The organism is Ramlibacter sp. PS3R-8, from assembly GCF_037572435.1.
Taxonomy (GTDB): Bacteria; Pseudomonadota; Gammaproteobacteria; order Burkholderiales; family Burkholderiaceae_C; genus Ramlibacter.
The window spans coordinates 315,416-337,391 of record NZ_JBBHGT010000001.1 but is presented as its reverse complement, the minus strand read 5'-3'; the positions used below and the strand labels follow the sequence as shown (position 1 = coordinate 337,391).

Sequence of the window (21,976 nt, the reverse complement as noted above, 5' to 3'; positions counted from 1 at the left end):
GCACGTCCCTCCTTCATTGCGTCACCATTTCCGGCAATTCCAGCTGCCCTGCCATCTGGAACAGCCGTTGCAGCACCACTTCGACGGCGGCTGCGTCATTGTCCTTCGCCGTCGCCTCCAGCTCGCGCGCTGGCGCGGTGAAAGCGTCGTAGCCAACCGTGCCCGCCGCGCCCGCCAGCCAGTGGGCCAGCCGCTCCACCTCGGTGAGGTCACCGCCGCGCAGGGCGATGCGAACCTGCTCGAGTTGCTCGTCGAGCCGCGCGGCAAATTTCCGCACGATCGGGACCAGCTTGGCATTCGAGGCGAAACGCGAGCGGATCGGCCCCTCGGCCGGCAGGTCGTCGCCGAGGTCCGCGAAGACCGAAGTGACGAGGTCCGCGGGCCGCGTTTCCTCGGCGGTGCCGCCCAGCAACAGCGCCACCTGCTGCAGCAGGATGTCGATGTCCACCGGCTTGGTCAAGTAGGCCGTGCAGCCTGCCCGCAGCACGTCCTCCTCGTAGCCCTTCATGGCGTGCGCCGTCAGAGCGACCACCGGCATCTTGTCGCCGCGGGCCCGCAGCGCCTGCGTGGCCGCGTAGCCGTCCATGACCGGCATCTGCATGTCCATCAACACCAGGTCGAAGCTGCCGGCGGCCAGCTTGTCCAGCGCCTGTTGCCCGTCGGCGGCCTCTTCCACCCACAGCCCGTTCTCGGCCAGCACCAGCGAGAGGAGTTCGCGGTTCTCCGCGCCGTCGTCCACCACCAGGACGCGCGCCGGGGGAATGAGCCAGCGCGTTCGGCGCAGGGTTGTTTCGGCCGCTTGCGGTGCGGCCAGCTGGCCGGCGTCGAGCATCCGCACGCCCTGCAGCGGGCCGGTGGCGAACGTGAAGATCATGGTCGTGCCCACGCCGGGCTGGCTGGTCGCCACCAGGTCGCCGCCCATGGCGCGCGCCAGCCGCCGGCTGATGGCCAGTCCCAGGCCCGTGCCGCCGAAGCGGCGATGGATGGAAGTGTCGGCCTGGGTGAACGGGTCGAACATGGACTCCACCTTCGACGGCTCCATGCCGATGCCGGTGTCGTTCACCTCCACCGTATAGACATTGCCAGTGCATCCCAGCACCAGTTCGATGCCACCCTGTTCGGTGAACTTCACCGCATTGCTCAGGAGGTTGAGCACCACCTGGCGCAGCCGGGCCGGGTCGGACTGCACGCGCTCGGGCACCGGGGTGAGCAGGCGGATCGAAAGCCGGATGCCTTTTTCCTGCGCCTTCAGCCCGAGATCCGCCAACGCCCCCTGGATCACGGCATGCGGCGCGCAGCCGATCTTCTCCACGGTCAGCTGCCCCGCCTCCACCTTGGAAAGATCCAGGATGTCGTTGATCAGCCCGAGCAGGTGCTTGCCGCTCTGGTGGATGGTGTCGAGGTAATGGGATGACTCGCGTTCGTTCTTGCCGAAGCCGCGCCGCAGGAGCTCCGTGAAGCCGAGGATGGCGTTCATCGGGGTGCGGATCTCGTGGCTCATGTTGGCCAGGAATTCGCTCTTGGCGCGGTTCGCCGCTTCGGCCTCGTCCCTGGCCGAACGCAGTTCGACCCGGCTTTCCTCCAGCAGCGTGATGTCTTCCAGGCTGATGAGCACCCCGCCCGGCCGCGGGCCCGCCCCGTTGACAGGTGCGCAGTTGACGATGAAGCTGCGCTCCCGGCCGTCAGCGGCGCGCAAGCGCAGCCGCTCGTTGCGCTGGGTGCCGCCCGACCGGAGGGCGGCCGTCCACGGCGCGGACTCCGCCGGCAGCGGCTGGCCGGCGTCATCGAGCCAGGCGATGGTGGAGACGGCCGTGCCGACCAGTTGCTCGTTGGACCGTCCGAGCAGCCGGACGAATGCTTCGTTCGCCAGCACGACCTGCTGCTTCTGGTCGATGACCAGCAGGCCGCCCGCCAGCGAGTCCAGCGCCGAGCGCACGCGTCCTGGAATCGCCTTCGCCGGATCCAGGTGCCGCAGCACGCGCGACAGGTAGACGTGGAAGCCGAGGAACGACAGGGTGGCGCAGAACGCGAGCAGCAATACCAACGGCGAAAGCAGGATGCCGGCCAGGCCGGGACGGGTGAGCGGTTGGAAGCGCAGTTCGAGCTGGCCCCACGGTTGGCCGCCGGCGAGCAGGTTCACCTGGATCTGGGCGTCGCGAGCGCCCTCGCTGTCCATCGGCATCCAGTGGCGCGCATGCTCGCCTGCCGTCACCACCAGCCTTCCGTCCTTCGACCGCAGGCCGATCGAACGCAGCGCGTCGTTGCGCTTCTGCACGAATCGGTACATGTCTTCCAGCGGCCGCGCGTCGGAGGTCCCCAGGATGGCGGTGCTGCCGGCAGCGAGGGACTCCGCCAGGGCGATGCGCCCCTCGCGTTCCGCGCCGACGCGGTCCGGCACCAGCCCGAGGAAGGAGGCCGCCAGCAGCGTGGTGCTGACCAGCGAAACCAGGCCCAGGGAGATGTAGGTGCGCGTGCCGATCAGCTTCATCCGAATCCCCGCAGCACGTTGCGCCCCGTGTCCAGCGCGCCTTCCATGTCTTCCTCGTCCGCTTCCTCATCCTCGCCGCGGCGCGCCAGCACCGGAAGCGGGTCCAGGATCCGCCAGGCGGGCAGCGCCGACAGGTAGCTTCCCATCAACACGCCGCCGCGAATCAGCCAGAGCACGTAGACCAGGGACAGGCCCAGCGACACCCCCGCGACCGAGACGGAGAACGACTGCTCCAGCGAAACGTTCTCGCGCACTTCCTCGCGCAGCCGGTTCAAGTTGTCGGCGAAGCTGCCGGAACGCAGCGACCGCTGCAGGTCCTCCATCTGCGTCGCCTCCACCCGCGCCGAGACGCCGAAACCGGAAACGGACATCCCCGGTGCATCGACACTGGCGAGCAGCATGCCGTCGCGATCGAAAACCACGGTCCGCACGGCGTTCGGTCCGACGCTGCTGATCTCCGGCAGCGGCGACACGGTGAGCGTGGGCAGCGGCGACACGGTGAACGTGGGCGGCGCAGGCGGCGGGGGCAGCCCCGGCCCATCTCCCGGCGGTTGGCCGACGATCACCGGCGGCGGACCCGGCGGCGGCGGCGGGGGCGGCGGGGGCGGTGCCGGCGGCCCCGGTGGCGGCGGAGGAGGTGGCGGCGGCGGTTCCGGCGTCGGGGGCGGCGGTGGGGGGGTCGGCGTTTCCACCACGTCCTGCACGCGCACGGTGAAGGTCTGCGTCGTGGCGAGCACCCCGTCGCTCACCTGCACGGCGACCGTGTAGACGTTGTCGCCGTCGGCGTCGCCAGGCGCATCGTAGTCAGGCCCGGCCCGGAAGATCAGTTGCCCTGTGACCGCGTCGATGACGAAACGGCCGCCGTCGGCGCCGCCGGCGATCGAAAAGCGCAGCGTTTCTCCGGGGCTGTCCACGTCCGTGGCGCCGATCCGTCCCACGCTGGTTTGTCCCTCCAGCACCGGCATGTCGGGATTCATCACCAGCACCGGCGCATCGGCCACAGGTGCGACGCGCACCGTCACCGACGCGGTCCGCGAACGGGCGGTGTCGTCGCCCACGGTGTAAGTGAAGGTCGCGTCGCCGTTGAAGTTCGCGTCGGGCACGAAGGTGACGGAGCCGTCGGCGTTCAGGACCGCGGTGCCGCCGCTGGCGCTGGTCACGCTGGAGATGGTCAATGCGTCGCCGTCGATATCGCGGTCGTTGCCCAGCAGATCGGCTGGGCTCCAGGTGATGCCGGTGTCCTCGACGCCCTGCAGCAGGTCATCCTGCGCGACTGGCGCATCGTTCACCGAGGCGACGTTGACGGTCACCGTGACCGGCGCCGAAGTCGTGATGCCGTCGGTCACCGTATACGTGAAGGTCGCCACGCCACTGAAGTTCGTCGCCGGGCGGAAGGTGATGCTGCCGTCCGGGTTGAGCACTGCGGTGCCACCTGCCCCGCTGGTCACACCCGCGATCGTCAGGGAGTCGCCGTCCGCGTCGGTGTCATTGCCCAGCAGTTGCGCCGGAGTGAAGGTGACGGCCGTGTCCTCGGTGGCATCCACCGTGTCGCGGCGCGGGGCTGGCGCATCGTTCACCGGCGTGACCTGCAGGGATGCCGTGCCCGAAACGGCTGCGGTGCCATCGCTGATGGAATACGAGAAGGTGACGGCGCCGTCGAAGTTCGCGGCCGGCCGGAAAGTCCAGGTGCCGTTGCCGTTGTTCACGAGCGTGCCGTTGCCGGACGTGACGGCCAAATTCGTTGCGGTCATGGCACTGCCGTCGGCATCGCCCGCGTTGGCCAGCAATTGCGCCGCCGTGATCACCAACGCCCCGCTGTCCTCCAGCACCGGGCCCAGCGTCACTTCGGATGTCGTCGGGACGTCGTTCACGGGCGGCACGGCCAGGCTCGCCGTTCCTGCGATGGTGTCGCCGCCGGAGGTGATGGAATAGCCGAAGGTGACGGCCCCGTTGAAGTTCGCAGCCGGCGTGAAGGTCCAGGTGCCGTTGCCGTTGTCGGTCAAGGTGCCGCTGCCCGCTGCGCTGGTGAGCGTCACGCCCGACAGCGTCAGCGGCGTGCCGTCTCCATCACTCGCATTGGCCAGGAGCTGCGCCGTGGTGATCAACAGTGCGCCGCTGTCCTCCGCCACCGATCCGAGCGTGACGTTCGAAGTCGTCGGCAGGTCGGCCACCGGCGTCACCGCCAGGGTTGCAGTCCCCGCCACCATGTCGCCGCCGGAGCGCACGTTGTAGTTGAACGTGACCGTGCCATTGAAGTTGGCTGCCGGCGTGAAGGTCCAGGTCCCGTTGCCGTTGTTGACCAGCGTGCCGCTGCCAGGCGTGACAGACACCGCGCCCACGGTCAACGCGGTGCCGTCGCCATCGGCCGCGTTGGCCAGCAATTGAGCCGCGGTGATGAGCAGCGCGCCGCTGTCCTCGGCCACCGGGCCCAGCACCACGTTGGAGGTCATCGGAAGATCCGCGACCGGCGTCACCACCAGGCTGGCCGTCCCTACGATGGTGTCGCCGCCGGACGTGATGGAATAGCCGAAAGTGACCGTGCCGTTGAAGTTCGCCGCCGGCGTGAAGGTCCAGGTGCCGTTGCCGTTGTCCGTCAATGTGCCGCTGCCCGCCGCGCTGGTGACCGTTACGCCAGACAGCGTCAGCGGCGTGCCGTCCGCGTCGGCCGCATTGCCCAGCAGTTGCGCCGTGGTGATCAACAGTGCGCCGCTGTCCTCCGCCACCGGGCCGAGCGTAACGTTCGAAGTCGTCGGCAGGTCCGCCACCGGCGTCACCGCCAGGGTTGCAGTCCCCGCCACCATGTCGCCGCCGGAGCGGACGTTGTAGTTGAACGTGACCGTGCCATTGAAGTTGGCTGCCGGCGTGAAGGTCCAGGTCCCGTTGCCGTTGTTGACCAGCGTGCCGCTGCCAGGCGTGACAGACACCGCGCCCACGGTCAACGCGGTGCCGTCGCCATCGGCCGCGTTGGCCAGCAATTGCGCCGCGGTGATGACGAGCGCGCCGCTGTCCTCGGCCACCGGGTTGAGGACCACGTTGGACGTCGTCGGAAGATCCGCGACCGACGTCACCACAAGGCTGGCCGTCCCTACGATCGTGTCGCCGCCGGACGTGACGGAATAGCCGAAAGTGACGGTGCCGTTGAAGTTCGCCGCCGGCGTGAAGGTCCAGGTGCCGTTGCCGTTGTCGGTCAAGGTGCCGCTGCCCGCCGCGCTGGTGACCGTCACGCCCGACAGCGTCAGTGGTGTACCGTCCCCATCACTCGCATTGGCCAGGAGTTGCGCCGTGGTGATCAACAGCGCGCCGCTGTCCTCCGCCACCGGGCCGAGCGTGACGTTCGAAGTGGTCGGCAGGTCGGCCACCGGCATGACGTCGAGGCTCGCCGTTCCGGCGATCGTGTCGCCGCCGGAAGTGATGGAATAACCGAAGGTGACCGTGCCGTTGAAATTCGCCGCCGGGGTGAACGTCCAGGTGCCGTCACCGTTGTCCGTCAACGTGCCGCTGCCCGCGCCACTGGTGATCGACACGCCGGAAAGCGTCAGCGGCGTGCCATCCTCATCCACCGCATTGCCAAGCAGCTGCGTGGTGGTGATCGACAGGGCGCCGCTGTCCTCGGTCACCGGGCCCAGCACCACGTTGGACGTGGCCGGCAGGTCTGCGACCGGCGTCACGACGAGGCTGGCCGATCCGGCGATGGTGTCGCCGCCGGAGGTGATGGAATAGCCGAAGGTGACGGCCCCGTTGAAGTTCGCAGCCGGCGTGAAGGTCCAGGTGCCGTCGCCGTTGTCGGTCAACGTGCCGCTGCCCGCTGCGCTGGTGATCGTCACGCCCGAGAGCGTCAGCGGTGTACCGTCCCCATCACTCGCATTGGCCAGGAGTTGCGCCGTGGTGATCAGCAGCGCCCCGCTGTCCTCCGCCACCGGTCCGAGCGTGACGTCCGAAGTCGCCGGCAGGTCCGCCACCGGAGTCACATCCAGGCTCGCCGTTCCGGCGATCGTGTCACTTCCGGAAGTGACGGAATAGCCGAAGCTGACCGTGCCGTTGAAGTTCGCCGCCGGCGTGAAGGTCCACGTCCCGTTCCCGTTGTCGACGAGCGTGCCGCTGCCCGAAGTGATCGAGACTGCCGACACGGTGAGCGGCGTGCCGTCGGGGTCCGCCGCGTTCGCCAGCAGTTGCGCGGCCGTGACCAGGAGCGCGCCGCTGTCCTCGGCCACGGACCCCAGTGCGACGTTGGACGTGGTGGGGAGGTCGTCGCCTACGGGAGTGACAGTGATGGCGACCCTGTCGACGGTCGGCCGGCCTGGTCCGTCCGCCGATCGCACCGTCAGGGTGTCCGGACCGAAGTAGTCCTGGTCGCCCAGGTATTGCAGTGTCGCCAGCGCCGCGTTGATCTGGGCCTGGGTTCCCGCGAGTGTCAACGAGCCCCTGCCGTTGCCCCCCGCGACGATCGTTGCCCCGCCGGAGAGATCCACGGTGAGGTTGCCGTTCGAGACGCGCACGCGGGTGGTCGTGAGGTCCCCGTCCGGGTCGTCGACGCTGATGCCCCCGATGGCCAGCAAGGTGTCTTCAGCGACCGTCAGCGGGCCCGGCACCGTGTGGACCGGGTCGTCGGAGAGCGCCGTCACGACCAGGCTTGCCGTGCCCGCGATGGTGTCGCCGCCGGAGGTGATCGCGTAGCCGAGCGTGGCGGTGCCGCTGAAGTTCGCCGCCGGCGTGAAGGTCCACGTCCCGTTGCCGTTGTCCAGGAGGGTCCCGCTGGCCGCGCCGCTGGTGAGCGTGACACCCGAGAGGATGAGGGGCGTACCGTCGCCATCGGCCGCATTGCCCAGCAACTGCGCCCTGGTGACCAGCACGCCGCCGCTGTCCTCGGCCACCGGGCCCAGCACCACGTTGGACGTCGTCGGCAGGTCTGCGACCGGCGTCACGACCAGGCTGGCCGATCCGGCGATGGTGTCGCCGCCGGAGGTGATGGAGTAGCCGAAGGTGACCGTTCCGTTGAAATTCGCAGCCGGCGTGAACGTCCAGGTGCCGTCGCCGTGGTCGACGAAGGTCCCGCTGGCCGCGCCGCTGGTGAGCGTCACGCCCGAAAGGCTCACGGGCGTACCGTCGCCATCCGCCGCATTGGCGAGCAACTGCGCGGTGGTGATCAACAGGCCGCCGCTGTCCTCCGCGACGGGTCCGAGCGCCACGTCGCTCGTGACGGGGAGGTCCGCCACGGGCGTGACGTTGAACGTCAGCAGGTTCGCCGTGGGATCTTCGTCCACCCCTGCGTCCGCCGTCCCGCCGGTGTCCACGACCTTGAAGCCGAACGAGGCATACGCGTTCCCGTTCGCATCCGGGGCGGGCGTGAAGACCAGCTTGCCCGAAGCGATGTCCGCAGCCGACACGACGCTGCCGGCCGTGACCGCCACTCCGTCGCCGGCGAGCGTGCCGCCTCCGGCCAGTGAAGTGATCCGCACCGCGCCGAGCGCGTCGCCGTCCGCTGTGTCACTGAAGCCGAAGTCGGCGACCGTGAGGACGCGCGGCGCATCCTCGTTGATCGCGATGGTGTTGTCCGTTCCCTGCGGTGGATCGTTCACCGACGTTACCGTCAAGGTGAAGGTCGTGCTGCTGCTGCGTGAGCCATCCGAGACGGTGACCGTGACGGTCGCCAACCCCCGGCCGTTCGTGACGGGGGTGAGCGTGAGCGTCCGGTTCGCGCCCGAACCGCCGAGCACCATGCCGGCGGAAGCCAGTACCGCCGCATTCCCCGAGGTCACCGTGACGACGAGGGCGGCGGCCGCCGTCTCCGCGTCGCCCACGGTGAAGTTGATGACGGCCGCGGGAGTGTCTTCCGGCGTCGTCTGGTCCGCGATCACGCTGATCGTCGGCGCGGCGTTGGCAAACTCGAAGGACCCGATGTCGGCTGCCCCGCTGCGGGCCTCTCCCCGCTGATCCGTCGCGGGCGCGTCCGCCGCACCGGCATCCCGGGCGACCGATCCCGCGAGCAAGGCGTGCGTCGGTGCGAAGCCGCCGTTATCGGCGAGGGACGCGATGCCGGCCGAGGCCGGATGCAGGTCGGTGGCCTGCAGCAAACCGGCGGAGTTGTCGGTGTCGATGTTGTGGCCCATCGACTGCTGCGCCGCATTCGCGTTGCCGCCGGTGTTGTCGGCGAGGATCGTTCCCTTGAAGATGAAGCTGCCAGCGGCATCCGCGTAGACGCCGCCACCCACCGGCGCGGTGTTGAACGCGATCGTGGAGCTGATGATCTGGTTGCCGCCGAACTTGGTGTAGAGGCCGCCACCGGCCGAAGAGGCCGTATTGCCGCTGATGGTGCTGTTCTCGATCGTGATCGGACCATTCTTGCTGTAGATGCCGCCGCCGTCGACGGCCTGGTTTCCGCTGACCGTCGTGCGAAGCACGGTCGCCGTGCCTTCGTTCTGCAAACCGCCGCCGGTGCTGTTGCTTCCGGTCCCCACGTTCGCGTCGAGATGAACGTCGCGCAGGATCAATGTGCCGCTGCTGAAGATGCCGGCTCCGGCGTTGGCACGGTTGCCTTCGACCACCACGCGGTCCAGCGTCACGGTGGATCCGGCCGCGAAGACGTGGATGCCGCCGCCCTTGGACACGCTTCCGCCACCGCTGATGGTGAGATCCTTGAAATCGACGTCACCGCTGCGCACGTCGAACACCCGATCAAGCCCGTTGCCCTGGACAATGGTGTTGCCGGAACCATTTCCCTGGATCGTGACGTCGCCATTGATGTCCAGGTCGCCCAGCAGGCCCGTATCGTCTCCGCCCGGCAAGGCGACCGCGAAGTTGCCGGAGGGCAGGACGATCGTGTCGGCGCCGGGGTTGCTGTTCGCCTGCTGGATCGCCCAGCGCAAGGTGCCGGGAACCAGCGTGACGTCCAGCGTCGTGGAGACGGTGTAGGTGGCCAGCAGCCCCTGCCATTCGGCCTGCGCCCCCGAACTGATGGCGCCGACCGCATCGATGCGCCCGGTGCTGGCTTCCAGCAGCCAGTCCCCCCCCGATCGCTGCGCGCCCGTCACGTCCGTGCTGCCCGCGACGTCGGCGCCGGTCAGTGCGCCGAGGTCCGCGAGCAGCCTTTCGCCGGTGGCGCTGCCCGCAACCTCGCATCCATACAGCAGCAAGTCGGCATCCAGGCCGAGCGCAGCGCGCCAGCCTGCGATCTCGCCGCCGCGAGCGCTCAACGCCGCTGCGTCCAGCCAGGCTCCACCCAGCTGGATGCGCCCTTCCGTTCCGTGGCTGAGGATATGCACCGCCGTGATGCCGCTGCGCGCGGCCAAGGTGTCCGAAATCAACGCGATGCCGTCGTCGCCGGCCTCGATGCGCACGATGTCGATCAGCCGTCCCGCGTCTCGCTGGTCCTGCAGGTCCTGCAACAGGCGGTCCGCGTCCGGCACTCCCATGTCGACGAACACCACCTCGTTGGCGGGAAGCGCGACCCTCTCGACGGCGTTCGGCTGCACGTATTCGCCGTCGGGTGCCAAGGTGCGGTGCTCCGCCGGCGCATCCATCGCCGCGGCGAGCGTGAAGGCGCCCGCGAGATCGGCGGAGTAAAGCAGCCGCGGCTCCATCGGCTCCGCCACGGGCCCCACCCGTTCGTTCTTTTTCGTGAGGAGTCCTTGCAGCCAGCCCATCGGCGGAACCTAGTGCTTGAAGGCCGGTTGCGGGACCGGCGCCGGGCTGCCGACCAGGCGCAGGCTCGACGGCAGGACAGCGGCCGGCTGCGGCGCGGCGGATCTCTGCGGGGCGGCGCCCGGGCTGACGCCGAGGTCTGCCTTGCAACGCAAACCTGCGGGCAACGAGAGATCCGGGTTCGGCAATTCCAGGCGGATCCGGAAGGTGTTGCTGGCGCCGTCGATCACCTTGTCCACCAGGGTGACCTTCGCCGTGCGCGCCGTGGCGCCCGGGAAGTCCGGCGTGATGGTCACCGGCATGTTCAGACGCACCGTGGCATAGAAAGACGACGGCAACACGACCTCGACCCGCAGCGGGTTCACCATGGCGACGCGGTACACCGGCTTTTCCTCCACCCGCTCGCCGGTGGAAAGGTAGCGGTCGACGACGACGCCCGCGATCGGGCTGCGGATGGTGCGCAAGCCGAGCTGCGCCTGCGCCATCTCGTGCTCCCGCATATAGACACCGCGCTGCTCGCGGACCTGCGCCAGCCGGTGTTCAGCCACCGCGGCTTCGGCCCGGGCCTGCTCGAGCGCCTGGCTGGAGATGAATTCCTGGTTGGCCAGGTCCTGCGCCCGCGCCAGCTTCTGGCGGGCCAGCAGTGCGTTCGCTTCCGCCGCCTGCAGCTCGCCGACGGCCTGGGCCTTGCTCAGCGCAACCGCGACCGACTGCCGTTCGACGTCCGAGCGCAGCGTGGCGAGGGCCTGCCCGACCGTGACGCGATCCCCCCGCTCGACCAGGGTGGACTCGATGACACCGATGACCTGGCTGCCCACCTCCGATACCCGGAAAGGCTCGATCAGGCAACCGAGCGGTTGGGCGGCGGGCGCCGCCAGGGGGAACAGGACCAGCGCGGCCATCCCCCAACGACGATAACTGTTCATGATTTCACCTGTCGGCTGAACGTCAGGTCGCGCTCTTCGAAGGCCGCGATTTGACACAGTTTGACACGATCTTTACGCTGAGCAAAGGATTCCCGGCTTTGCGCGACCTTGATCGTGAGATTTGCCACGATTGGCGAAACTCCGCGTGACAGCCAGCGCAGCCACCAGCGCGGCCACCATTTCTGGAACAGGGCGAAGTCCACGGCAACCATCCGCTGGACGCTGCCTGGCTGCCCTTGTCGACCCGCACGCCCCAGGAATTGGCGGTCGATCCTTGCCGATGCGTTCACCTGGCACAAGATGACATGCAATCCACCTTGATGCACCACTTGCGGATGGCACACGATGTCCGTTCCGCGCCCTGCCATGCTGGTGGCCACCGTCACTGTCCCCGGCTGTCCAGCGGCAGCGATCAGCTCGCTTTCATCCCTGTCCTGCCGCGCATTGAGCACGCGGTGGGCCAGCTTCCGGGCGGCCAGGAACGCGGACAAGGCCTCGGACTGCGCGACAGTTTCCGTGCCAATCAACACCGCGCGGCCCTGTGCTGCGATCCGCTGCGCCTCGTCGGCCACCACGCACCAAAGCGCCTCGCTGTCCGGCAACAGCTTGGGCAGCCGATGGTCTACCTTCGACGCCGTCCGCGGCGGGATCACCTCCACGCGCAGCCCGTACACATCCCGCAGTTCCCGCCGCGACTCGCCCAGGGTGCCGCTCGCGCCCGCGAGGCGCAGGTACCGGGGGAAAAAGCGCTGGAAAGTGATCTGCGTCACCGTGGAATTGCGGCGGGTCGCGGCCACCCCTTCCTTCCACTCCACCAATTGATGCAGGCCGGCCGACCAAGCGCGGCCTTCGGCGGGACGGCCCGTCGTCTCGTCGATCAGGGTCACCTCGCCATCGCGCACCACATATTCGTGGTCGCGCCGCAGCGCCAGCAAGGCGACCAGCGCCATCTCCACGGCCGCCTCTCGGTGGGCGCGATGCCCAAGCAGCGGATGGTCCGCCGCGGGCCACGCGGCCAGGCGCTGCCGGCCTTGCGGCGTCAGCTCGAAGCGGGGGCCGCCGGTGCGCGCCAGGTAGTCCAGCCCGGGAGCGAGCGAGCGCGCGGCACGCAAGGCCTGCTCGTAGAAAGCCGACTCCTGCGCCGACCCCTCGGACTGCGCCAGCACCAGCGGCACCCGCGCCTCGTCGATCAGCACCGTGTCGGCCTCGTCGAGGATGGCCATGCACAGGCCGCGCAGGACGGGAGCGTCGGCCTGGCGTCCCGGTGCCAGCCTGCGGGCCCGCTGCTCCAGCGCCGAGAGGTCGGTTTCGCGGCCGAGGCTGTCGCGCAGGTAGTCGAAGGCCAGTTCCTTGGCCGTGCAATAGGTGACGTCCGCGCCGTAGGCTTCGCGCCGGCGCGCGGCCAGCATCGGCTGGGTGACGCAATCCACGCGCAGCCCGAGGCGCTCGTAGAACGGCCGCAGGGCGTCGGCATCGCGCTGCGCCAGGTAATCGTTGGCCGTGATGACGTGCACCGGCGTTCGCCCGAGCGCGGCCACGGCGGCCGCCATGGCGATCGCGGCGGTCTTGCCCTCACCGGTGGCCATCTCCGCGAGACGGTCTTCCAGCAGCACCCGGGCCGCGAGCAATTGCTGGCGGTGCGGGGGAAAGCCGGTGCCGGCCAACGCCGCCGCCGCCAGCACCATCGCCTCGTGCAGCCAGCCTTCCGGATTCTTGGCCATGCCGCGGAGGCGTTGCAAACGCGGCGCCAATGTTTCGGCGTCCACCGCAGCGGCGGCCGCAACGCCGTCGGCGAAGCGCTCCAGCGCGGAGCGTGACGCCGGCGGGCGCCGCGCGCGCGTGCGCGGCTCGGGTGCGCGTTCCGGGTACTCGCCCCAGACCACGCCCGGAAACGGCCACTGGCTGACCGAGTTCACGCCTGCCCCGTGGGACTGAACTGCCGCACCAGCAATTGCCGCAAGACGCGCAGCGCCTGCAGTCCGACGGGTTCACTGGGCAGGGCCAGCTTCACCCACGCGCGGCCGCCGATGCGCTCGGCGGAGATGTCCGGCACCTGCACGTCCAGCAGGAACACCGGCGCCTGGCTGCGCACGCCGTCCTTGTCGGCCGGGTCCACCGCGATCGGCCCGCCGTGGCGGTCACCGAGCGCGGCGCTCGGCAACTGCCGGGTGGCGGCGGGCGTTTCGTTCAGCAGGTGGCCGGTGCGCGGGGTCCAGGGCGTCTCCGCCAGCCGTACCTCGATGCCCTGGACGCGGCCGCGCACGCGCAGCAGGTCCTCGTCCCGCAGGACCACCCTCACCTGCGCCGGCTCGGCCGCCATCACGTAACCCAGCATGTCGCCACGCCGCGCGTAGCTGCCGGGCATGTCGCGCTCGCGCGGCCACACCGCCCGCCCCGCCGCCCGCGCGCGCAAGGCGAGGTTGTCGATCTGCTGCTCGGTGCGCTCCATCTCGGCTTGGTTGCGCTCGAGGTGCGCGTTCAGGTCGCCGGCCCGCGAAGGGTCCTTCAGAAGCGCCTGGTACTGCTGCGCGAGCAGCCCGGTGCGCTCGCTGCCGGTGCGCTCGCGCTGGGCCTCGAGGGTGGGATCGGCCAGCATGACCACCGTGTCGCCGGGCGCCACCGTTGCGCCGTCGGGCACCTGCCCGGCCTGGACGAAACCGGCGGACTCGGCACGCAACTGGGCGCGCTCCGGCGGCCAGACGATGCCCCGGGCCACCACCGTCGCCGGGGCCGGAACCATGAACAGCACGACCAGCGCCACCGCGCCGAGGACGGCCGTAGCGGCGAATGTGCGGCGGCGGGCCGATGTGTCGCCGCTCGCCGCTGCGGTGCGCAGGAAGCCCTTGATCGCGCCGGAGAGCAGCCAGGCCACCAGCGCCAGCGCGGCCAGCCACCCGAGCAGCCAGGACTGGCGTCCGACCCAGAACACCAGGGCCGCCATCAGCCCGATGCGATAGACCAGTGCCGCCGGCGCGTGGAACACCAGCCACTTGGTCTCGCCGGACGCCAGCACGCCGGGCGGCAGCGCCGGGGCGGCGCCGACCATCCGGCGCCAGTGCGTCGCCCACCAGGCCTGGCTGCGCACCGCCAGGTTCGGCAGTTGCAGCACGTCGCACAGGAAGTGGTAGCCGTCCAGCCGCAGCAGCGGGTTGGCATTGAACAGGAGGGTGGAGACGGCGCCGATGAGGATCACCACCGTCGCTGCGTCGCGCAACAGCCCAGGCGCCAGCGCCAGCCACGCCAGCACGCCCGCGGCGGCCAGCGCGAGTTCGACCATGATGCCGGCGGCACTGACGATGGCGCGCTCGCGCGACGAGGAAAACGCGTTGGCTGCACTGGCGTCGACATAAGGCGCGGGAGTGAGGAACACCAGCGACAGTCCGACCTCGTGCACGCTGCCGCCGAAATGCCGCACCGCCATGCCGTGGGCCAGTTCGTGCAGCGCCTTCACCAGCGGATAGGCCAGCCAGGCGATGGCGTAGCTGGAAGGCGTGGCCAGCACCCGCAACGCGTCGGCCTTGAGGGCGGCGAACTGCATGGCCGCCGCCACCACGGCCAGCACGATCGCGATCGTCCACAGCGGCAGCAGCGGCCAGCGCGAGGCCGCGCGCACGGCGGGCGCCAAGGCGTCGAGCAGGCGCGACGGGTCGAACAAGCGCACCCGCAGGAACAGCGGGTTGACGAACGCCCGGCGCGTGCGCTCCTCGTCCTCGTCGCGGCGGGCGAACAGCAGCGACAGGTTGGGCGCGGTATCGAACTGCACCAGGCCGGCCCGCGACAGCTGCGCGAGCAGCCGCAGGATCTCGTCTTGCGTAGCGGCCTGCTCACCGTCCCGTTCCAGCAGCAGGCGCCAGATCTCTTCGACCGTGGTGCGTCCATCGCAGCGGCCGGCGAAGGCATACGCCGCCGGATTCAGCCGCATCTGGCGGCCGGTGCCGGGTTCGACGAGCAGGCGCCAGACCTGGTCGCGCACCTGCTGCCGCACGATCCTCAGCCCCCCGACCAGGCTGGGCTTGAGGGGCGCCACGCGGTACCAGGAACTGCTGACCAGGGATTGCGTCATCAGGGTGACAGGGTCCAGACGGCCAGGCGCAGCCAGGTCGTAAAGCGATGCAGCAGCAGCCAGGCCAGCGGCTTTTCACCGACCTCGATCTTGGCCACGCCGCTCAGGCCGGGCCGCAGGTTGGCCTGCGCCTGGTCCGGGCTGGCTTCCACTTCGAAATAGTTGCGGCCGTCCGTGGTGGTGGCCACCGGCACGATGCGGCGGGTGGTGAAGCGCAGCGGCTCCTCCGGACGCGCCGCGAGCGCGAGTTGTCCGTGCTGTCCGGGCTGCACCGCGGCGATGTCCGATTCATCGACTTCCACGATCAGGCGGTAGCTGTCGCTGGGCGCCAGCACCAGCAGGACTTCCCCCTTCTGCACGGGCGCGCCGAGGTTCTGCGCCAGGTCCCCGCGGATCACGATGCCGTCGAACGGCGCGGTGAGCTGGCTGCGTTCGAGCTGGCCCTCGGCCAGTGTCAGCAGCGCCTGCGCCTCGGCAGCGCGCGACTGGCTGATCACCATCTGGGTCCGGTCGTTGCGGGCCTCCGCCCCGCGCAGCGCGTTCTCGTGCTGGCGCAGCTCGCTCTCGCGGCGCTTGCGTTCGAGCTCCAGGTCCTGCGACGACAACTGCGCGAGCACCTGGCCTTGCTTGACGCGATCGCCCGGGCGCACGTTGGCCTGCTGCAGGAAGCCATCCGTCGCCGCGACCACCGCGCGCTGCACGGAGCCTTCCAGCCGCGCCGGCGCGCTCACGCGCCAGGGCAGCGGCACGGCAAGCAGGACGATCACGGCCAGGGCGGCCGAAGCCCAGGCCATCTGGCGGTCGCGCGGCCCGGCCAAGCGCTCACGCAGGCGGTCCCGCACGCGGGCATGCCAGGGTGTTTCGGCGGCGCGCTGCAACTGCAGCACCGGGCCGGCGAAGCTGGCGATGTCCTCGCACAGGGCCAGCTCCGGCAACGTGAACGGCGGGCCCACGCGTTCCAGGGTGATTGCGCCGATCAGGTGCTGGCCCGCGACGATGGGCACGGTGCAGGCCTGGCCGGCGCCGGCCAGCTCCCGCTGCGCGAGTGAAACCGGCGGGTTGGCGATCACGGGCGGCCAGGCGACGCTGAGGCCCTGGTCCACCGCTTCGTGCATGGCGGCCAGCAGGGAAGCCGCAGCATCGCGGCGCTGGTCGATGGGCGACGACAGGGTGCTGCCCGCGATGCGCATCTGGTCCCGTTCCAGCAAGCCCACGCTGACGCGGCGGCACTGCAGGAGCTGCGCGAGTTCGACGGCCAGGGCAGTGGCCCCTTCGGCCAGCCGGTGGCGCGCCAGGATCGCCGCCTGGCAACGCAGGACGGCGTCCTGCACCGGCTGCGTGGCAACCGAAAGGAGGGGCGGCGGTGCTTTGTCCATGGGGATGCGGGGTGCCGGGAATTGTCCGCGCTGCCTCTTCCGTATGCCATCCGGATTACAACGAAGGAACGACAGGCGTGCCTTGCAGCACGCCCGAAGGCTTGGCGAGGGGCCCGGGCGGTGTGCCGGAGCAACAGGTCAGGCCCCGCCGGGCGCGTTGGCGAGGGCGCGGAAGGCCCGGGTGACTTCAGGCGGCGCCTGGACCAGCTCGATCAGCACCCCTTCGCCGCCCACCGGGAATTCGTCGCTTCCCTTCGGATGCACGAAGCAGATGTCGAAGCCGGAGCCACCACGGCGAACGCCGCCCGGCGCGAAGCGCACGCCCTTCGCCGTGAGCCACTCCACCGCCCTGGGCAGGTCGTCGATCCACAGCCCCACGTGGTTCAGGGGCGTGGCATGCACGGCGGGCTTCTTCTCCGGATCCAGCGGTTGCATCAGGTCCACTTCCACTTTCAGGGGACCGACGCCGAGCGAGCAGATGTCCTCGTCGACGTTCTCGCGCTCGCTGCGGAAGGTGCCGGTGACCTCCAGCCCGAACAGGTCGACCCAGAGCTTTTGCAGTTTCAGCTTGTCGGCGCCGCCGATGGCGATCTGCTGGATGCCCAGCACCTGGAACGGCCTGTCGTGCATTGGATAACCTCCCCCAGGATTGCCCGCTGCGCGGGCTGCTCCTCCCCCCTCCGCAAGCGGAGGGGGCTGAGCGCCTTCGGGCGGCCGTGCGGCGCTCGTCATTGGAACTCCACGATCGGCTGGTCGACCGCGAGCGATTCGCCCTTGGCCGCCAGCACCTTGCCCACCACGCCGTCCGCCGCGGCGAACAGCACGTTCTCCATCTTCATCGCCTCGATCACGGCAAGGCGTTCCCCGGCCTGCACCTTCTGCCCGGGCTGCACCGCCACGTCCACCAGCAATCCGGGCATGGGCGACAGCAGGAAGCGGCTCATGTCCGGCGGCGCCTTGTACGGCATCAACGCGTGCAGCTGCGCGCTGCGCGGCGTGAGCACCAGCGCGTCGAGCCGCGTGCCGTCGTGCGAGATGCGCAGGGCCAGCGGATTGCGCGGAACGCCGCGTTCCAGTTGCGCCGTGAATGGCTTGCCGTCCACGGTGCCGCGGATGCGCGCGCCGCCCAGGTGCCAGTGGCTGCAGATCGCGTACTTCCTGCCGTTGGTCTCGACCACGCTGGAACCGGACTGCGCCTCGTAATCGCGCACCGTCGCCGGCTGCTGCCGGTGCTTGCCCGCGGCGTCAAGGCAGACCACGACGAAGTCCTCGCCCACCTTGAACTCGTGCCCGCGCATCTGGCCGCTGATGCCGGCGGAGCGCTGCAGCGCCCGCCGGTTGGCATAGGCCGCCAGCGCCACCAGGAAGTCCGGATCTGCATGCGGCACGTCCTCCGCGCGGAACCCGCTGCCGTAGTGCTCGGCGATGAAGCCGGTGTTGAAGTCGCCGGCCACGAACTTCGGGTGCGCCAGCAGCGCCGCCTGGAACGGAATGTTGCTCGAGATGCCGCGGATGACGAAGCCGTTGAGCGCGTCGCGCATCTTCGCGATGGCGTCGTTGCGGTCCGTGCCGTGCACGATCAGCTTGGCGATCATCGAGTCGTAATACATCGGGATCTCGCCGCCCTCCCCGACGCCGGTGTCGACGCGCACGCCCTGCAAGTGCTCCACATCCGAAGACCACATGCTCGCCTTCGGCGGCTGGAAGCGGACGAGCCGGCCGGTGGACGGAAGGAAGTTGCGGAACGGATCCTCCGCATTGATCCGGCATTCGATCGCCCAGCCGTTGCGCTGCACCTCCTGCTGCGCCAGCGGCAGCTTCTCGCCGGCCGCCACGCGGATCATCAGTTCCACCAGGTCCAGGCCGGTGATGCATTCGGTGACGGGGTGCTCCACCTGCAGCCGCGTGTTCATCTCCAGGAAGTAGAAGCTCTGGTCCTTGCCCACCACGAATTCCACCGTCCCGGCGCTCTGGTACTTCACGGCCCTGGCCAGCGCCACGGCCTGCTCGCCCATGGCCTTGCGGGTCTTGTCGGTGATGAAAGGCGACGGCGCCTCCTCGATCACCTTCTGGTGGCGGCGCTGGATGGAGCATTCGCGCTCGTTCAGGTAGATCACGTTGCCGTGCGAATCCCCCAGCACCTGGATCTCGATGTGGCGCGGCTCCTCGACGAATTTCTCGATGAAGACTCGGTCGTCGCCGAAGCTGTTGCGGGCTTCGTTGCGGCAGGAGGTGAAGCCCTCGAAGGCCTCCTTGTCGTTGAAGGCGACGCGCAGGCCCTTGCCGCCGCCGCCGGCCGAAGCCTTGATCATCACCGGGTAGCCGATGTCCCTGGCGATGGACACCGCCTGCTCCGCCGACTGGATGGCCTCGTTGAAGCCGGGGATGGTGTTGACGTTGGCTTCCTTCGCCAGCTTCTTGGACGCGATCTTGTCGCCCATCGCCGCGATGGAGTAGTGCTTGGGGCCGATGAAGACCAGGCCCTCTTCCTCGACCCGGCGCGCGAAGTCCTCGTTCTCGGACAGGAAGCCGTAGCCGGGGTGGATGGCTTGCGCGCCGGTCTGCTTCGCCGCCGCGATGATCTTGTCGGCCGACAGGTAGCTCTCGCGGGAGGGCGGCGCGCCGATGTGCACGGCCTCGTCCGCCAGCGCGACGTGGCGGGCGTCACGGTCCGCGTCCGAATAGACGGCGACGGTCTGGATGCCCATCTTGCGGGCGGTGGCGATGACACGGCAGGCGATTTCGCCGCGGTTCGCGATCAGGATCTTGGTGAACATGGGTGTCCTTAAAACCAGACATCCGGACGCAGAAGCCGCAGAAGTTGCGCAGAAGGCGCAGAAGAAAACCGAAAGGAATTTTTCATTGCTTCTTTTGCGTCTTCTGCGTCATTTCTGCGCCTTCTGCGTCCGGCTGTCCGTATTCAGCATCTCAGAGAGGAATGTTCCCGTGCTTGCGCCACGGGTTCTCGAGCTTCTTGTCGCGCAGCATCACCAGCGAGCGGCAGATGCGCTTGCGGGTTTCGTGCGGCAGGATCACGTCGTCGATGTAGCCGCGCGCACTGGCGATGAAGGGATTGGCGAAGCGCTTCTTGTACTCCGCCTCGCGCGCCGCCAGCTTGGCCGGGTCGCCCTTGTCCTCGCGGAAGATGATCTCCACCGCCCCCTTGGCGCCCATCACCGCAATCTCGGCGTTCGGCCAGGCGAAGTTGACGTCGCCTCGCAGGTGCTTGGAGCTCATCACGTCGTACGCGCCGCCATAGGCCTTGCGCGTGATCACCGTGATCTTCGGCACCGTGCACTCGGCATACGCATACAGCAGCTTGGCCCCGTGCTTGATGATGCCGCCGTACTCCTGGCTGGTGCCGGGCATGAAGCCGGGCACGTCCACGAAGGTGACCACCGGGATGTTGAACGCATCGCAGAAGCGCACGAAGCGCGCCGCCTTGATCGAGCTCTTGATGTCCAGGCAGCCCGCCAGCACCAGCGGGTTGTTGGCCACGATGCCTACCGACTGCCCCTCCATGCGGCCGAAACCGATCACGATGTTCTTGGCGTTCTCGGGTTGCAGTTCGAAGAAGTCGCCGTCGTCCACCGTCTTGGTGATCAGCTCCTTCATGTCGTAAGGCTTGTTCGGGTTGTCCGGGATCAGCGTGTCCAGCGAGAAATCCATGCGGTCGGCCGGATCGTTGCTCGGGCGCAGGGGCGGCTTCTCGCGGTTGTTCAGCGGCAGGTAGTTGTACAGCCGCCGCAGCATGATCAGTGCCTCGACGTCGTTCTCGAAGGCCAGGTCGGCCACACCGCTGCGGGTGGTGTGCGTGGTGGCGCCGCCCAGTTCCTCGGCCGTCACTTCCTCGTGGGTCACCGTCTTCACGACTTCCGGGCCGGTGACGAACATGTACGAGCTGTCCTTGACCATGAAGATGAAGTCGGTCATCGCCGGCGAATACACCGCGCCGCCCGCGCACGGGCCCATGATCATGCTGATCTGCGGCACGACGCCGGAGGCCATCACGTTGCGCTGGAACACGTCGGCATAGCCTCCCAGCGATGCCACGCCTTCCTGGATGCGTGCGCCGCCGGAATCGTTCAGGCCGATCACCGGCGCGCCGACCTTCATGGCCTGGTCCATCACCTTGCAGATCTTTTCGGCATGCGCCTCCGACAGCGCGCCGCCGAAAACGGTGAAATCCTGGCTGAAGACGAACACCAGCCGGCCATTGATCATCCCGTAGCCGGTGACGACGCCGTCGCCCGGCACCTTGTTGTCCTCCATGCCGAAGTCCGTGCAGCGATGCTCCACGAACATGTCCCATTCCTCGAAGGTGCCTTCGTCGAGCAGCAGCTCCAGGCGCTCGCGCGCCGTCAGCTTGCCCTTCTTGTGCTGCGCCTCGATGCGGCGCTCGCCGCCTCCCAGGCGTGCGGCGGCGCGCTTTTTCTCAAGCTGCTCCAGGATGTCCTGCATCTGTCTCTCCGTTGGGGTTCATGGCGTCGAGCAATCGGCGGGCGGCGGTCGAGGCCGCCACGCTGCCCTGCTCCACGTCCTTGGTCAGTTGCGGCAGCAGTGTCTTCACTCCAGGGTGCTGGCGGAAGGCCTGCTTCAGGCCGGCGTCGATGCGCTCCCACATCCAGGCCAGTGCCTGGTGCCGGCGACGCGCCGCGAGGCGACCGCTTTGCTGCTGCAGCTCGCGAAAGCGCAGGACCGTGGTCCAGAAATCCTCGATGCCCTCGCCCTTGAGTGCGCTGAGTTGCAGCACCTGCGGGTGCCACAGCGCGGCGTCATGGCGGGCGTGGTCCGGGTGCCCGTGCTGGCCCAGGATGCGCAGCGCGCCCGTGATCTGCGCGCGCGCGCGCGTCGCCGCATCGGGGTCGATGTCGGCCTTGTTGATGACGACCAGGTCCGCCAGTTCCATCACGCCCTTCTTGATGGCCTGCAGGTCGTCGCCGGCATTGGGCAACTGCATCAGCACGAACATGTCCGTCATGCCGGCCACCGCGATTTCGCTCTGGCCGACGCCGACGGTCTCGACGATGACGATGTCGTAGCTGGCGGCTCCGCACACCAGCATCGCCTCGCGCGTCCTGGCAGCCACGCCGCCCAGCGTGCCGCTGGCCGGGCTGGGACGGATGTACGCCTGCGGATGGACCGACAGGTGCTCCATGCGTGTCTTGTCGCCCAGGATCGATCCGCCCGAGACCGAAGACGAGGGATCGATCGCCAGGACCGCCACGCGGTGGCCCTGGGCGATGAGCGACAGGCCGAGCGCTTCGATGAAGGTGCTCTTGCCGACGCCGGGCACACCCGAGATGCCGAGGCGAAACGACTTGCCGGTGTGAGGCAACAGCTCCGTCAGCAGCGCGTCGGCCTGCGTGCGATGGTCCGCGCGGGTCGACTCGAGCAGGGTGATCGCCTTGGCGATCGCGCGGCGCTGCGGCGCGCCAGGCGAGCCGAGGATGGCGGGCAGCAGGTCCATTGAATTGGGGTCAGA

10 protein-coding genes are annotated in these 21,976 nt (G+C 69.1%); all 10 read right to left on the bottom strand.

The window, feature by feature from the left end; translation table 11 throughout:
* Positions 1-13: 13 nt before the first annotated feature.
* The 10 genes from WG902_RS01590 to meaB all read right to left on the bottom strand — a co-directional run bounded on the left by WG902_RS01590 (position 14) and on the right by meaB (position 21,961).
* Positions 14-2,488 (bottom strand): hybrid sensor histidine kinase/response regulator, encoded by a 2,475-nt coding sequence (locus tag WG902_RS01590; protein WP_340058135.1) that lies wholly within the window; start codon positions 2,486-2,488, stop codon positions 14-16.
* Positions 2,485-10,128 (bottom strand): cadherin-like domain-containing protein, encoded by a 7,644-nt coding sequence (locus tag WG902_RS01585; protein WP_340058134.1) that lies wholly within the window; start codon positions 10,126-10,128, stop codon positions 2,485-2,487. Before WG902_RS01585 ends, WG902_RS01590 begins: the two co-directional genes overlap by 4 nt.
* Before the next feature lie 9 nt (positions 10,129-10,137).
* Positions 10,138-11,052, bottom strand: a complete 915-nt coding sequence (locus WG902_RS01580) for an efflux RND transporter periplasmic adaptor subunit (RefSeq protein WP_340058133.1) — start codon at positions 11,050-11,052, stop codon at positions 10,138-10,140.
* Positions 11,049-12,968: a preprotein translocase subunit SecA gene (locus WG902_RS01575; RefSeq protein ID WP_340058132.1), complete on the bottom strand. Its 1,920-nt coding sequence runs from the start codon at positions 12,966-12,968 to the stop codon at positions 11,049-11,051. The genes WG902_RS01580 and WG902_RS01575 overlap by 4 nt, the downstream gene beginning before the upstream one ends.
* The gene (locus tag WG902_RS01570) at positions 12,965-15,115 is read right to left on the bottom strand and encodes a PqqD family peptide modification chaperone (protein WP_340058131.1); all 2,151 of its coding nucleotides are present in this window, start codon (positions 15,113-15,115) and stop codon (positions 12,965-12,967) included. The genes WG902_RS01575 and WG902_RS01570 overlap by 4 nt, the downstream gene beginning before the upstream one ends.
* A complete protein-coding gene (locus WG902_RS01565; protein ID WP_340058130.1) occupies positions 15,115-16,491 on the bottom strand; it encodes an HlyD family efflux transporter periplasmic adaptor subunit in 1,377 nt (458 codons plus the stop codon). The genes WG902_RS01570 and WG902_RS01565 overlap by 1 nt, the downstream gene beginning before the upstream one ends.
* Before the next feature lie 138 nt (positions 16,492-16,629).
* On the bottom strand, positions 16,630-17,121 hold the full coding sequence (locus tag WG902_RS01560) for a VOC family protein (protein ID WP_340058129.1): 492 nt from the start codon (positions 17,119-17,121) through the stop codon (positions 16,630-16,632).
* Between the two features lie 98 nt (positions 17,122-17,219).
* Positions 17,220-19,268 (bottom strand): acetyl/propionyl/methylcrotonyl-CoA carboxylase subunit alpha, encoded by a 2,049-nt coding sequence (locus tag WG902_RS01555; RefSeq protein ID WP_340058128.1) that lies wholly within the window; start codon positions 19,266-19,268, stop codon positions 17,220-17,222.
* Between the two features lie 151 nt (positions 19,269-19,419).
* Entirely contained in the window at positions 19,420-20,952 is a 1,533-nt protein-coding gene (locus WG902_RS01550; protein WP_340058126.1) for an acyl-CoA carboxylase subunit beta, read from the bottom strand.
* A complete protein-coding gene (meaB, locus tag WG902_RS01545; protein WP_340058125.1) occupies positions 20,927-21,961 on the bottom strand; it encodes a methylmalonyl Co-A mutase-associated GTPase MeaB in 1,035 nt (344 codons plus the stop codon). Before meaB ends, WG902_RS01550 begins: the two co-directional genes overlap by 26 nt.
* Between the last annotated feature and the right edge of the window lie 15 nt (positions 21,962-21,976).